The sequence below is a fragment of the Brevundimonas sp. SL161 genome (assembly GCF_049896985.1).
Taxonomy (GTDB): domain Bacteria; phylum Pseudomonadota; class Alphaproteobacteria; order Caulobacterales; family Caulobacteraceae; genus Brevundimonas.
This window is the reverse complement of the sequence record NZ_JAFCVJ010000006.1, coordinates 44,021-57,905: the sequence shown is the minus strand read 5'-3', so window position 1 is coordinate 57,905 and position 13,885 is coordinate 44,021. Positions and strand designations below refer to the sequence as shown.

Annotated in this window: 10 protein-coding genes; 8 read left to right on the top strand and 2 right to left on the bottom strand. The window is 68.2% G+C overall.

All coding sequences use genetic code 11. The features are described from left to right. Positions 1 to 723 (top strand): DNA polymerase III subunit epsilon, encoded by a 723-nt coding sequence (gene dnaQ, locus ACP7AU_RS06705; protein ID WP_426050921.1) that lies wholly within the window; start codon positions 1 to 3, stop codon positions 721 to 723. A 2-nt stretch (positions 724 to 725) separates the two neighbouring features. Here dnaQ and secB read toward each other — a convergent pair whose 3' ends face one another. Beyond that, positions 726 to 1,229 carry a protein-export chaperone SecB gene (gene secB / locus ACP7AU_RS06700; RefSeq protein ID WP_426050920.1) on the bottom strand — a complete coding sequence of 168 codons (504 nt, stop codon included), beginning with the start codon at positions 1,227 to 1,229 and terminating at the stop codon, positions 726 to 728. A 276-nt stretch (positions 1,230 to 1,505) separates the two neighbouring features. Between secB and timA the strand changes: the two genes are divergently transcribed. From timA to ACP7AU_RS06685, 3 genes are all read left to right on the top strand, one after another. Beyond that, positions 1,506 to 2,156: a TIM44-related membrane protein TimA gene (gene timA / locus ACP7AU_RS06695; protein WP_426038517.1), complete on the top strand. Its 651-nt coding sequence runs from the start codon at positions 1,506 to 1,508 to the stop codon at positions 2,154 to 2,156. Between the two features lie 37 nt (positions 2,157 to 2,193). After that, positions 2,194 to 3,258, top strand: coding sequence for an MltA domain-containing protein (locus tag ACP7AU_RS06690; protein WP_426038516.1), 1,065 nt, complete (start codon positions 2,194 to 2,196; stop codon positions 3,256 to 3,258). Positions 3,259 to 3,389: 131 nt separating this feature from the next. Next, positions 3,390 to 3,794 (top strand): BLUF domain-containing protein, encoded by a 405-nt coding sequence (locus ACP7AU_RS06685; protein WP_426050919.1) that lies wholly within the window; start codon positions 3,390 to 3,392, stop codon positions 3,792 to 3,794. Between the two features lies 1 nt (position 3,795). Here the strand turns inward: ACP7AU_RS06685 and ACP7AU_RS06680 are convergent, their stop codons facing one another. Next, on the bottom strand, positions 3,796 to 5,319 hold the full coding sequence (locus ACP7AU_RS06680; RefSeq protein WP_426050918.1) for a helicase HerA-like domain-containing protein: 1,524 nt from the start codon (positions 5,317 to 5,319) through the stop codon (positions 3,796 to 3,798). 230 nt (positions 5,320 to 5,549) lie between these two features. Here ACP7AU_RS06680 and ACP7AU_RS06675 point away from each other — a divergent pair, with 230 nt between their 5' ends. From ACP7AU_RS06675 to ACP7AU_RS06660, 4 genes are all read left to right on the top strand, one after another. Continuing rightward, positions 5,550 to 6,698, top strand: a complete 1,149-nt coding sequence (locus ACP7AU_RS06675) for an AI-2E family transporter (protein ID WP_426038513.1) — start codon at positions 5,550 to 5,552, stop codon at positions 6,696 to 6,698. Positions 6,699 to 7,015: 317 nt separating this feature from the next. Beyond that, entirely contained in the window at positions 7,016 to 7,876 is an 861-nt protein-coding gene (locus ACP7AU_RS06670) for an outer membrane protein (protein WP_426038512.1), read from the top strand. A 211-nt stretch (positions 7,877 to 8,087) separates the two neighbouring features. Continuing rightward, a complete protein-coding gene (locus ACP7AU_RS06665; protein WP_426050917.1) occupies positions 8,088 to 12,995 on the top strand; it encodes an NAD-glutamate dehydrogenase in 4,908 nt (1,635 codons plus the stop codon). Continuing rightward, positions 12,995 to 13,462 (top strand): universal stress protein, encoded by a 468-nt coding sequence (locus ACP7AU_RS06660; RefSeq protein ID WP_426038510.1) that lies wholly within the window; start codon positions 12,995 to 12,997, stop codon positions 13,460 to 13,462. The genes ACP7AU_RS06665 and ACP7AU_RS06660 overlap by 1 nt, the downstream gene beginning before the upstream one ends. Positions 13,463 to 13,885 lie beyond the last annotated feature (423 nt).

The window sequence follows — 13,885 nt, the reverse complement described above, 5'->3', positions numbered from 1 at the left end:
ATGTCCCGCGAAATCGTCCTCGACACCGAAACCACCGGCTTCGATCCCCGCACGGGCGACCGGCTGATCGAGGTCGGCTGTATCGAGATCGAGGACCTGCTGCCGACCGGCCGGACCTTCCACCGGTTCGTCAATCCGGAGCGGCTGATCCCTGCCGACGCCATCCGGGTGCACGGCATTACTGACGACAAGGTCAAGGACGCGCCGAAATTCGCCGAGATCGTCCTCGACCTGATGGCGTTCATCGGCGAGGCCCCGGTCGTCGCCCACAACGCCCAGTTCGACCGCAATTTCATCGATCATGAGTGCGGTCGCTGCGGTCACGCCCTGCTGCACGAGACCCGCTGGATCGACACGCTGCAGCTGGCCCAGAAGCGCTGGCCGGGCATGCCCAACTCGCTGGACGCCCTGTGCAAACGCTACAAGGTCAGCCTCGTCGACCGTTCGTTCCACGGCGCCCTGATCGACGCCCGCCTTCTGGCCGAGGTCTATCTGGAGCTGAAAGGCGGCAAGGAGCGTGTGCTGGACCTGTCCAGTCGTCGCGAGAGCCAGGCCGCCGCAGCCCATGCGGCCGCCGGCGGCTATCAGCCACGATCACGGCCGCTCACGCCGCGGATTCACCCCGAAGAGGCCGAGGCGCACCGCGCCTTCCTGCTGGCGACGCTTAAGGACCAGTCGCTGTGGGCCGGTTACGGGCTCGAGGTCGTCGAGCCCGCTGCCTGACTTCAGGCCTGGCCGGTCGCGTCCGGCTGGGCGGCGATCTGTTGCTGGCGCGCCGCATAGATGCCGGCGAAGTCGATCGGATCCAGCATGAAGGGCGGATAGAAGCCGCCGTCCGTGGTCGCCCCGGCCACGATCTCCCGGGCGAAGGGGAACAGATAGCGCGGGCATTCGATCAGCAGCATCGCTTCGATCGCGTCTTCCGGCACGCCTTCGAGCTGGAACAGGCCGCCGTACAGCAGCTCGACCTGGAAGACCGGCATCGTGTCGGTCGAGGCCTTGATCGACAGCTTGACGTCGACTTCAAACAGGCCGTCGGGACGACCCTGGGCGTTGAGCTCGACGCCCATGTCGATCTGGGGCTTGCCCTCGAGGCGCAGGCTGTCGGGGGCCCTGGGGTTCTCGAACGACAGGTCGCGGACGTACTGCGCCAGGATGCGGAAGCCCAGGGTGGCGGGGCGTTCGGTCGGGTTGGCGCCGTTGGCGTCGGCGGGCGAAACGTCGGTCATGGAGGCGAAGCCGTTCAATATGGCGGAAAAGCGAGGCGCCGCGACTAGCATCAGCCCGGACGTCCCGCAACTTTCCCTCTTCCAGGAAGCTACCGCCCGCCGCGCGGCGGCTCGCTGCCTGAGCGGGTTCGGGGCGCGCTGAGGGGTCGCGGCGGCATGTCACAACTCGCCCGGGGTGCGTCGCGGCTTGCGCACGCCCATATCAGACCGTAATCGTCCTGTCCGACGCGCCCGGCCCTCATGGTCGGGATCAGGACGCCATCCCAGGGATACCCCGTGCCGGTACAGTTCCAGCTCGTCATCTTCGCCGTAATCGCCGCGGTCGTCCTGTTCCAGCTCTACAATGTGCTGGGCAAGAAGGTCGGCCGTCAGCCGCAGGAGGACGCCAAGACGCCAGCCCTGCCCGCTACGGGCGTGACCGGTCCCGAAGCCCAGGCCCGCGTGCCCGCGCTTGACGCCGCCACCCTGGCTGCCGCCGCCTCGCTGCGCGCCCGCGACCCGGCCTTCGATCCGGCCAAGTTCATTGACGGCGCCCGCCAGGCCTATGAAACCATCGTGCGGGGCTATGCCTCCGGCGATCGCGCGGCCCTGAAGCCGCTTTTGACCCCCGCGGTCCTCGCCTCGTTCGAGACCGGCATCGCCGCCCGCGAGACCCGGGGCGAGACCGAGCAGGTCGAATTCCTGCATGCGCCGCGCGCCGACCTGGAACTGGCCTCGGCCGAGGGCGACCGCGCTGTCGCCAAGGTCCGGTTTCTGGCCGAGATCCGCTCCAAGGTCATTCCGCCCGAGGCCGAGGCGACTCCGGGCGCTCCGGCCGAGCCCCGCATCGAAGAGCGTCGCACGGCCGAGCACTGGACCTTCGAACGGTCCCTGGGGGCCGCAGACCCCAACTGGGTCCTCGCCCGCGTCGAACCCGCCAACGCCTAGGGACGGCCGCGCCTTGGGACTCGACCTGAGGCTCGTAATGGCGGGCGCGCTCCTGCTCCTGGCGGGGTGTGCGACGCCCCGGTCCGGGCCTCCGGTCTCGCCGACGGGTCCCACGCCCACCGCTCCGCCGCAGGTTTCCAGCCTGCCGGGCCCGCAGAGCCTTCCCGGCTGGGCCGATGAAGACCACCTCGCCGCCTTCCAGGCCTATGCCGAGACCTGCCGCGTCGCGCGTGAGCCGGCTGCCGTGCGTCAGTGCGAGCGAGCCCAGCACATCAGGCGGACATCACGCCCGGTGACGCCTTCCATGGCCAGGGCCTTCTTCGAGGACGGCTTCGGGATCGTGGAAGCTCCACCCGCCGAGAGCCGGTCGCCCCTGCTGACCGCCTATTTTGCTCCCGAGTACCCGGCCCGGCGCACCCCGGACCGGGAGTTCGATACCCCCGTTCTCGGCCGCCCCTCCGGCTGGTCGCGCGGCCAGGTTCTGGACGAGCGCGCCGTGATCGAGGCCGGGCCCTCGCCCTCGCCGCCCCTGGCCTGGATGCGCGCCGAGGACCTGTTCTTCCTCCAGATCCAGGGGTCCGGTTATCTGACGTTCGAGGACGGATCCAAGGCGCGCGCCGCCTATGCCGCTGACAACGGGCGGAGCTTCGTCGGCATCGCCCGGCCGATGGCGGAGCGCGGCCTCCTGCCGACGAACGGAACCTCGGGCGACGCGATCCGCGCCTGGCTGGCGGCCCATCGCGGGCCGGAGGCGCGGGCGATCACGGCCCTGAACCCCCGCTACATCTATTTCTCGCTGGACCCCGACGACGGCGGACATCCGGCGGGCGCGGCCGGCGTTCCCCTGCAGGCGCGGCGGGCTATCGCGGTGGATCCGGCCAGTTGGACCTATGGTGATCTGGTGTGGATCTCGGCCGGCGCCGGAAACCTGGTCGGGGCGCGGCATGGCTACACCGGCCTGGTCATGGCGCTGGACACCGGCTCGGCCATTCGCGGCCCGGTGCGCGCCGATCTCTACATGGGCCGGGGCGAGGCCGCGGGGGCAGAGGCCGGGGCTGTGCGGCATCCCCTGCGCATGTGGCGGCTGGTTGCGAGACCCTGACTCTCCCCGCTGAATTCCCGCGCTGTTAGGGTTTCTGGTGAAAAGCGCCTAGATGGGCGGCGGATTCGCCGCCTGGCCATCCTCCCATGACATCCCCGACCGTTCGCACGCCGCAGCCCCTCACGGAGCGCGTGCTCGAACGCCTCGTGTATCGCAGCGATACTGTGGGCGCAGCCGACGGTCCGATGGACCTGTCAGAGATCGTGGCGACCTCGGTGCGCAACAATGGCCGACGCCGGATCACCGGCGCGCTGGCCTATCAGGCAGGAACCTTCGTCCAGGTGCTGGAGGGTGATCCCGAAGCGCTGACCGCCCTGATGGCGGACATCGAGGCCGACCCGCGGCACCGCAATGTGCGCGTCCTGGCTCGCTGGCCGGTTCAGGCCCAGCTGTTCCTCGGCTGGGCCATGGTGCTGGTCGACACCCGCAAACTGTCGCCCCATCTGTCCAAACTCCTGTCCCAGACGGGGTCGGGCGCCCAGGTTACGACCGTCATCGCCGAACTGGCCAACGCCCGTCTGGGCTCGATGGTCTAGCCTAGCGGCGCAAGCCTCCCAGAATGCCGCGCAGCAGTTCCCGTGTCAGGGTAGAGCCTGCCGTGCGCAGGACCGACTTGGTCAGGGCCTCCATCGGAGTCTGACGGTTCGATTTGCGCGGCGCCCTGGGCGCGGGCGGCGCCTTCGGAGCCGCGGGAGCACGACCTTGCGGCGCAGGCTTCGCGGCAGGTGCGGTCGCGGCCTCCGTTTGCGCGCGGCGGGCGGCGAGGATTTCCTCGGCGGACTCGCGGTCCGCGACGGTGTCATAGACACCGTTCACCGGGCCGGCCGCCATAACGGCGGCGCGTTCGGCATCGGTGGCGGGCCCCAGGCGGCTGTCCGGCGGACGGATCAGGGTGCGGGCGACGACGCGCGGCGCCCCCTTCTCGTCCAGCGTTGAGACCAGGGCCTCGCCAGTGCCCAGCGCCTGGATGGCGTCGGCCGTATCGAAGGCCTGATTGACCCGGAAACTGTCCGAGGCCGCCTTCAGTCCGCGCTGATCGGACGGGGTGTAGGCCCGCAGCGCATGCTGGATGCGGTTGCCGAGCTGGGCCAGGACGCTGTCCGGGATATCGGCAGGGTTCTGGGTGATGAAATAGATCCCGACCCCCTTGGACCGGATCAGGCGCACGACCTGTTCGACTTTTTCCAGCAGGGGCTTGGGCGCATCCCTGAACAGCAGGTGGGCCTCGTCGAAGAAGAAGACGAGACGAGGTTTCTCGGGGTCGCCGATCTCGGGCAGCTGTTCGAACAGCTCGGACATCAGCCAAAGCAGGAAGGCGCCATACAGGCGCGGGCTGTTCATCAGGCGCGTCGAGTCGAGCACATTGACCTGACCCAAAACACGTCCTTGGCCGTCCAGCGAAGTCCGCATCATGTCGGTCAGTTTCAGAGCGGGTTCGCCGAAGAAGGCGTCGCCGCCGTCCTGTTCCAGCTGCAGCAGGGCGCGCTGGATCGAGGCGATCGAGGCGGGGGCGACATTGCCGACCTCGCGGCCGATGCGGGCGGCGTTCTCGGCGACATAGGTCAGCATGGAGCGCAGGTCGTCGAGGTCCAGCAGCAGCAGGCCCTCCTTGTCGGCGACGTGGAAGGCGACGGTCAGGACGCCTTCCTGCACGTCATTGAGGTCCAGCATCCGCGCCATCAGCAGCGGCCCGATCTCCGATACGGTTGCCCGGACGGGGTGGCCCTTCTGTCCGTACAGATCCCAGAACACCGTCGGCGCGGCCTTCGGCGCCAGGGTCAGGTTCATCCCGGCGGCGCGGGCCAGCAGCTTCTCATTCGGGGTTCCGACCTGGCTGATGCCCGAAAGGTCTCCCTTCACGTCGGCGCAGAAGACCGGGACGCCCATCTCGGAAAAGCCCTGGGCCATGATCTGCAGCGTGACGGTCTTGCCGGTGCCGGTCGCACCCGCGATCACCCCGTGCCGGTTGGCCCGATTCCACAGCAGGATCTCGCTCTTGGTCGTTGCCCCATCGGCGGACTGGCCCAGGAACAGGCCGGGGCTGGCGGCGGCATCGGTCATGCGGTGGTCTCCCTGGAGCCTGATCGTTTGAGACGGAAGCACTTTGCACTTCTGTCAAAAGCGTGAATCAGGCTCTCGCTGATATCTGGAGCAGGATTCACGGTATCAGCGGACTCGCGAAACGATTCCTCCTCAGCCGATCCTGCTCTAGATGCTGATGATTAGCCGTGGCGCGGGCCATAGCCAATCGACGATTGACCGGCGCTGCAACGCCCCCGAAAAGACCAGTCATGAAACCACCGATCGCCGTTCCGACATCGACTGTGGCCCGCAATGCCCTGGTGACCCTGGCCGTGGTGGCTGGAGGCGCGGCGCTTTACTGGCTGCGGGACATCCTGACGCCGCTGGCGATGGCGATCTTCCTGTTGATCATGATCGACGGGGTGAAGCGGTTCATCGAGGACCGGACGCGTCTGCCCCGTCACTGGGCCGGGACGGCGGCCCTGGCCGTCGTGGTCCTGGCTTTCCTGGCCTCCATCGCCTTCATCGTGAACGGGGCGGCCGGGTTCTTCACCGACGCCTCGGGGGTGTCCAGCGGCATCGGGCCCCGGATCGACGCCATCATCGCTGACGGCGGGCGGCTGTTCGGCATGGCGACGCCCCCGACGGCCCATGAGCTGTTCGCCGGGCTGGATATCCGCGGCTATCTGACCACCCTGGCCTTCCAGGTGCAGGGGGTTGTCTCCGGCGCCTTCTTCGTCATGGTCTACCTGGCCTTCCTGCTGGCGGCCCAGACGGGCTTCCGGCGCAAGCTGGTCAATCTGTTCCCCAACCGGGAGGCGCGCCAGGAGGCCAGCGAGGTGTTCGAGCGCGTGCGCAGCGGGGTCGAGGGCTATCTGTGGGTCCAGACCGTGACCGGGGGCATCATCTGCGTCGCCGCCTGGATCCTGATGCGTCTGGTGGGCCTGCAGAACGCCGAGTTCTGGACCTTCGTCATCTTCGTGGTCGGCTTCATTCCGGTGCTGGGCGGAGCGATCGCCGGTCTCGCGCCGCCCCTGTTCGCCCTGGTCCAATTCCCGACCTACTGGCCGGCCCTGATCCTGCTGGTGGGGCTGCAGCTGATCCTGTTCGTGGTCGGCAACGCGATCCAGCCGCGCATGCAGGGCGAAAACCAGAACATCGACCCGGTCGCGGTTCTTCTGGCCCTGGCCCTGTGGGGCAAGATGTGGGGCGTGGTCGGCATGTTCCTGTCGACGCCCCTTGCGGTCATGGCCATGGCGATCCTGGCCGAGTTCAAGGGATCGATGTGGATCGCGATCCTCCTGTCGGGGAACGGCAGGCCCTTTGCCGACGAGGCGGAGGAAGAGCGGCCGCACAAGCCGCCGGCCCGCCGTCCGGCCCGCGTCAAACCGCCGCGCGCCGGAGTCGCAGAACCCTGAAACCCGACCCCTTGCGGCCCGGTTCTGTCGATCCCATCTGCCATCCAGACGTCGCGGCCCCCTCCCCTCCCCAAGGCCGCGGCGGCATCGACCGGCGCCCGTTCCCCCCTCCAGCGCCGGTCCAAGAGAGGCCGTCGGACGCCCGTCCGACGGCCTTTTTCTTTGCCGAATCAGTGATGCGTTGAGCACCCCGCCCTCCCTGAAATCCACGCGCGCACCGCATCTGTGAGGAACGCGCGGACGTCCCTGTCGTTAGGCTCGCCGGAAGGGTTGCCTCGCCGCGCTTCTGCGTCGCGTTCGACCAAGGACGGAAAAACATGATCAAAATCATCTCCACGGCCGCCACGGCGCTGCTTCTCATGGGTGTCGCCGCGCCGGCCATGGCCCAGAACTGGATGCCGAACGGGGCCGCCACGCCCGACTGGTCGGGCCCCTATGTCGGCGTCTACGGCAGCGCCACAAAGGCCAACGACCAGGACGACGAGCGTCTCCGGTTCGACCGAAACCTGGACGGAAACTTCGGCGATACGGTCGTCACTACGACTGGCGCCGACGCCTTCAGCGCCGGTTCGTGCGGCGGCTCGGCCAACAGCAATGTGCCGACCGCCGGCTGTGATGACGACGCCAGCGGCTCCGAAGGCGGCATTCGCGCAGGCTGGGACTTCCAGTTCGGCTCTTTCGTGGTCGGAGCCGTGGCGGAATACTCGGGCTTTGCGGGCGCTGAAGACAGCGTGACCTCCTATTCGACCACGCCGGCCTCCTACACCTTCGAGCGCAAGCTGCAGAACCTGGCCGCCCTGCGCGCCCGGGTCGGCTACGCCTTGGGTCCGGCCTTGATCTATGGCACGGCAGGCGGCGCGACCGGCGAAATGTCGAACCAGTTCTACTCGTCGAACACCCAGAACAGCTTCACCGCCACTACGGATGACGACCAGGCCGACGGCTACCAGGCCGGCGGCGGCGTTGAATACATGCTGGCTCCGAACCTCAGCGTGACCGGTGAGTATCTCTACACCTCGCTGGAAGCGCCCGACTTCGACATCCGCGTCGGGCGGGGCAATGCAATCGCAACCAATCCCTTCGTTCTGACCCCCAACACCACGGGTACGGACATGCGACGCTCCAACGGCCGCTTCGGCCTGCATGCGGTCCGGATCGGCATGAACTACCGTTTCTGATCTTCCCCTCGATCAGTGAACGGTGATCAGACGCCGGGTTCTCGAAAGAGGACCCGGCGTTTGTCGTTTCCGGCCTTCCCCGGCCGCGCGGACCGGCCTATCCAGCCATCAGGGACGGGACGCGTCGTCTTGGTGATACCGCAGTAACAATCGATCGATAGCGTCCGGTCCAGACCCTGGCGGCCCTGCCGCGCCTTTCGAGACCCTGCCCATGCCCGGCGACCTCCGCACCTCCTCCCAGCCCTCCAGCCCGGAGGCGCTGCAACGGGCCTTCGCGGAGGCTCTGGGAGGCGGAGGGACCCTGGACGGGCTGGAGCAGTCTTTCGTCACCCAGTCCTGGGAAGACTACGCCGAGGACGAGACGCCGGAGCTGGCGGGAGAAGACGTCGGCGCCGTTCTGGCCGACGCCTGGCGCTGGGCTGAACGCAGGACGCCAGGCGAATCCCGGGTTCTGGTCCAGCCGTTGTCCGCCGCCGGGGGCCGCGCGACCCCCTATGACGTCCTTCGCATCGTTCAGGACGACAGGCCCTTCCTGGTCGACAGCGTCATGGGCGAACTGGCGGACACCGGCGTTTCGGTCCGCGCCCTGTTCCACCCGGTCCTGAATCTGGCCCGACAGGCTGACGGCACGCGCAAGGCCGCCGCCGACGCCCGGGAATCCCTGATCGTCCTTGTCATCGATCCCCTGCCGCCCGAACGCCGCGAGGCGCTCAAGGCCGGCGTCGAACAGACCCTGGCCGACGTGCACACCGCCGTCGCCGACTACCCGGCCATGAACGAACTGATGGCGCGCTCGATCGCCCATCTGGAAGCCTGCCCAGGCGGCATCGACCCGGAGATCGTGGCCGAGAACCTGGAGTTCCTGCGCTCGCTCAACGACGACGCCTTCGTCTTCCTGGGCGCCCGCGACTACGACTATCCGCGCACCTCGGACGGCGGCTATGCGGCCGAGGCCCCGCTGGACCAGTCCGCCGCCGGCGTCGGCGTCCTGCGCGATCCCGAGCGGACGGTTCTGAGGCGCACCTCGGAGCCCGCCGTCCTGACCGCCCAGATGAAGCGCCAGATCGACCTGTCGGATCCGGTCACCGTGGCCAAGGCCAATCTGCGCAGCCGCGTCCATCGCCGCGCCTATATGGATTACGTCGGCGTCAAACGGTACGGCGACGACGGCCGTCCTTCGGGCGAGACCCGCTTCGTCGGCCTGTTCACCGCCGAGGCCTATGACCGACCGCCGTCACAGGTGCCGCTGATCCGCAGGAAGGTCGCCAAGGTCCTCGACCGCGCCGGAAAGGCGCCCGGCAGTCACAACGAGAAGCGGTTGAAGAACATCCTGGAGAATTATCCCCGGGACGAACTCTTCCAGATTTCGGAAGACGAGCTGCTGACGACGGCTCTGGGCATCCTGCACCTGTTCGACCGGCCCCGGATCAAGATCTTCACCCGCAAAGACCCGTTCGACCGGTTTGTTTCCGTCCTCGCCTTCGTGCCGCGCGAGCGGTTCGACGCCGGGGTGCGCGAGCGGATCGGCCGCATCCTGGCCCGGGCCTGGGGCGGACGTCTGTCGGCCTGGTATCCGCAGCTGTCGGACGCGCCCCTGGTGCGCATCCACTACATCATCGGCGTGACCCCCGGCGATCATCCGACTCCGGACGCGCGGGCTCTGGACGCCGAGATCATCGAGACCGGCCGCAGCTGGGTCGATCGCTTCGAGGGCGCACTCCGCGCCGCCGAGGTCGACGACAGCCAGATCGGCTCCATGAGCGCCCGCTGGGCCGAAGCCTTCGGACCGGGCTACCGGGATCGCTACGACGCCGCAGAGGCGGTCAATGACCTGCAGGAAATCGATCGCCTGAACGAGACGGGCGACACGACCGTCGGCGAACCTGTCGCCGTGCGCGCCTTCCGCCATGCCGACGACAGCCCGCTGCAATTCCGTTTCAAACTCTATCGTCGCGGCGCGGCGGTGCCCTTGTCCGACGTTCTGCCGGTCCTGGCCGATATGGGTTTGAAGACGCTGGAGGAATTCGGCCACGCCATCCGGCCCGCCGGCCAGACCGGCTCGGCCCAGGAAATCCACGTTCACGAATTCCTGCTGGAGGATCCGCGCGGCGCAGCGCTCGAGTTCGGCGACATCAAGGGCCCGTTCGAAGTGGCCTTCTCGGCCGTCTGGTCCGGCCAGACCGAGAGCGACGGTTTCAACCGTCTGGTGCTCGAACTCGGCGTCGGCTGGCGCGAGGCCGCCCTGATCCGCACCCTGGCCCGTTATCGCCAGCAGACGGGTCTCGATCCCTCCCAGGCGTTGCAGGAAGAGGCGCTGCGCGACTATCCCGCCATCGCCCGCGCCCTTCTGTCCTTCTTCGCCTGCAAATTCGACCCGGCTCACGGGGGTCCGGCCGATGATCGTGCGTCGGCGTGCACCGAACTGACGGACAAGATCAACGCCCTGCTGATGGACGTGAAGTCGCTGGACCATGACCGGGCGCTGCGCCGGATGATGGCCCTGGTCGGGGCGATCAAGCGCACCAACTATTACCAGGCGACGGCCGATGGCGGCTTCAAGCCGCACATCTCGATCAAGATCGCCTCGCGCGAACTCGACGACCTGCCCCTGCCCAAACCCTATCGCGAGATCTTCGTCTGGGCGCCGCACATCGAGGGCGTCCACCTGCGCTTCGGCCCGGTCGCGCGCGGGGGCCTGCGCTGGTCGGACCGCCGCGACGATTTCCGCACCGAGGTCCTGGGTCTGGTGAAGGCCCAGCAGGTCAAGAACGCCGTCATCGTGCCAGTCGGCTCCAAGGGCGGCTTCTTCCCGAAATACCTGTCGGGTATCGTGCGCGCCGGCGGCGATCGCGACGCCCAGCAGGCCGAGGCCATCCGCGCCTACAAGACCTTCCTGTCGGGCCTGCTGGACATCACCGACAACATCGCCGCCGACGGCAATGTCATCCATCCCGCCAACGTCGTCGCCTTCGAGGGGGACGATCCCTATCTGGTCGTGGCCGCTGACAAGGGGACGGCGACCTTCTCCGACATCGCTAACGGGGTCTCGGCCGACTACGGTTTCTGGCTCGACGACGCCTTCGCCTCGGGCGGGTCGGTCGGCTACGACCACAAGGCCATGGGCATCACGGCGCGGGGCGCCTGGGAGGCGGTCAAGCGCCACTTCCGCGAGATCGGCAAGGACATCCAGACCGAGCCCTTCACCGTGGTCGGCGTCGGCGACATGTCGGGCGACGTGTTCGGCAACGGCCTCCTGCTATCCAGGGCCTCGAAACTGGTCGCCGCCTTCGACCACCGCGACATCTTCATCGACCCGACCCCGGACCCGGCCCCGTCGTGGGAAGAGCGGAACCGCCTGTTCGCCCTGCCGCGCTCGTCCTGGCAGGACTATGACAAGGCGAAGATTTCCACCGGGGGCGGGGTCTTCTCGCGCTCGGCCAAGTCGATTGAACTGACCCCGGAGATCCGCGCCGCCCTCGACATCACCGAGACGGCCCTGGACCCCGTCAGCCTGATCCGCGCCATCCTGAAGGCGCCGGCGGAGCTGCTCTATCTCGGCGGCATCGGCACCTATGTGAAGTCCGCGCTCGAGACGGATGCCCAGGTCGGGGACAAGGGCACCGACGCCCTGCGCATCAACGCTGACGAACTGCGGGTCAAGGTGGTGGGAGAGGGGGCCAACCTCGGCTTCACCCAGGCGGGGCGGATCGCCTTCGCGGCCGGTGGCGGACGCATCAATACCGACGCCATCGACAACTCGGCCGGGGTCGACACCTCCGACCACGAGGTCAACATCAAGATCCTGATCGGCTCGGCGGTCACCAACGGCGTCCTGCCTCTGGCGGAGCGCGTGCCCCTTCTGGCCTCGATGACCGAAGAGGTCGGGCTGAAGGTCCTGGCCCACAACTACGACCAGACCCTGGCCCTGACCCTGCAGCAGGCTGAGGGGGCCGGCGCGCTCGACACCCAGCAGCGCTTCATGCAGGCGTTGACCGCGCGGGGCAAACTGGACCGCAAGGTCGAGGGTCTCCCGGGTGACGTCCGCATCGGCGAGATGAAGTTGGCGGGCCTGGCCCTGACCCGGCCGGAGTTGGCCGTGCTGATGGCCTACTCCAAGCTCGAACTCGCCGATGAGATCGTGGCCTCGAAGGCGCCGGAGGATCCGTTCTTCGAGGAGACCCTGGTCCGCTACTTCCCCGAACCCCTGGCCCGGTTCGAGGAGCAGATGCGCGGCCACCGGCTGCGGCGCGAGATCGTGGCCACGGTTCTGTGCAACGAGATCGTCAACATGACGGGTCCGACCTTCCCCGATCGCGTGCGGGCAGCGGCCGGGTGTGACACGACGGCCCTGGTCATCGCCTTCGAGGCCGCGCGGCGGGTCTTCCGCCTCGACGAGGCCTGGGACGCGGTCAGTGTGCTGGACCTCACGGTCCCGGCCGAGACCCAGACGGCCCTCTATCTGGAAATCTCTACCGTCCTGCGGCGCCAGACCTTCTGGCTGGCCCGTCGCGCAGGCAAGGCGGGGGCGACGGTCCAGGGACTGATCGAGGCCTATCGCCCGGCGGCCGATGCTCTGCGGGGCGCGGGCGGTGATGTCCTGTCGCGCTTCGAACAGGGGCGTCTGGCCAATCGGCTGAAGTTGTTCGCCGGCATGGGGGTGGGCGAGGCCCTTGCCCAGACCATCTCCATGCTGCGTCCCCTGGTCGCCACGGCCGACGTCGGTGATCTGGCGAGGGACGCCGGCTGGTCCGAGCCCCGGATGGCGCGCCTCTATCACCAGGTGGGCGCGGCCTTCGACTTCGACCGCCTGCGCGCCGCGGCCGGCGCCGTGCCGTCGGGCGATCATTTCGACCGCCTGGCCGTGCGTCGCCTGATCGAGGACCTGATGGCCGAACAGGTCGCCCTCACCCGCGCGGTGGCTCTGGCCTCCGAACCGGCGGTGGGCGACACCGAGTCGACCGCCGAAGCGGCCGTGGACGCCTGGATCGGACCGCGTCAGGCCGTGGTCGAAGGCGTTCGCGCCGCCGTGGACGAGATCGAGGCCTCGGGCACGGGCTGGACCTTCGCCAAACTGACCATCGCCAATGGCCAGATCCGCCAGGTCGTGGGCGCGCTTTGATGGCCCGGAAGTTTCTCGTCGTCGTTGACGACAGCCCCGAGTTCGAGGCGGCCCTGCGCTATGCCTCGCGCCGGGCGCGGTCGACCGGCGGCAGGGTGGCCCTTCTGCGGATCATTCCGGGGGGGTCGGACGAGCACTGGGCCGGGGTGCGCGACGAAATCCAGCGCCAGCAGCGGGCCGAGGCCGAAGCGCTTCTGAACCGGCTGGGCGAAGAGGCGCAGGAACGCTCGGGGGCCCAGCCGGTCTTCCTGATCGAGGAGGGCGAGCCCCAGGCGGCCATCCGCAAGGTCTGCGGCGACGATCCTGAGATCAAGATCCTGGTCCTGGCCGCCGGGACCGGCAGCCGGGGTCCGGGTCCTCTGGTGTCGGCGGTGCTGAAACAGGGCGCCGCCTTCGGCGGGCGCAAACTACCGGTCACCATCGTGCCGGGAGAGCTGACCGACGCCGAGATCGAGGATCTGGCGTAGAGCCTGATCGGCTGAGGAGGAACCGCTTCGCGAGTCCGGCAAACGATCATGTTCAAGCACAACACCTTCTCCCTCCCCCTGCCCGGAGGGCGGTTGAAGCGAAGCGGAGACCGGGCGGGGCCGGCAAGGCAAACCTCACAGGCCTGCATCCGCATCGGCCTGCCCTGCCCACCCCGTCGCTCCGCGACGACCCTCCTCCGAGTGGGAGGGAAAAGGCGCCATACCCATCAACGGACGCCCGCATTGCATCTTTGAAAACAAAGGCCGGTCCTGAAATAGAGCTCTATTCCAGCCGCCGTCGAAAACCGTGAGACACTGCTGCCGGTCTTTGACATCGCCAGCCAGCCAGCCAGCCGCCCGATGTCGAGTCTGTCGACTCTGTCGACTCTCTTTTTGGAGTTGCGGCCCCCTCTCCTTCCTCGC

Excerpts from the sequence above, each read along its gene's own strand:
- dnaQ (WP_426050921.1), top strand. The coding sequence starts at position 1 with ATGTCCCGCGAAATCGTCCTCGACACCGAAACCACCGGCTTCGATCCC.
- secB (WP_426050920.1), bottom strand. The coding sequence starts at position 1,229 with ATGACCGACGTTTCGCCCGCCGACGCCAACGGCGCCAACCCGACCGAA.
- ACP7AU_RS06690 (WP_426038516.1), top strand. The coding sequence starts at position 2,194 with ATGGCGGGCGCGCTCCTGCTCCTGGCGGGGTGTGCGACGCCCCGGTCC.
- ACP7AU_RS06680 (WP_426050918.1), bottom strand. The coding sequence starts at position 5,319 with ATGACCGATGCCGCCGCCAGCCCCGGCCTGTTCCTGGGCCAGTCCGCC.
- ACP7AU_RS06675 (WP_426038513.1), top strand. The coding sequence starts at position 5,550 with ATGAAACCACCGATCGCCGTTCCGACATCGACTGTGGCCCGCAATGCC.
- ACP7AU_RS06670 (WP_426038512.1), top strand. The coding sequence starts at position 7,016 with ATGATCAAAATCATCTCCACGGCCGCCACGGCGCTGCTTCTCATGGGT.
- ACP7AU_RS06665 (WP_426050917.1), top strand. The coding sequence starts at position 8,088 with ATGCCCGGCGACCTCCGCACCTCCTCCCAGCCCTCCAGCCCGGAGGCG.
- ACP7AU_RS06660 (WP_426038510.1), top strand. The coding sequence starts at position 12,995 with ATGGCCCGGAAGTTTCTCGTCGTCGTTGACGACAGCCCCGAGTTCGAG.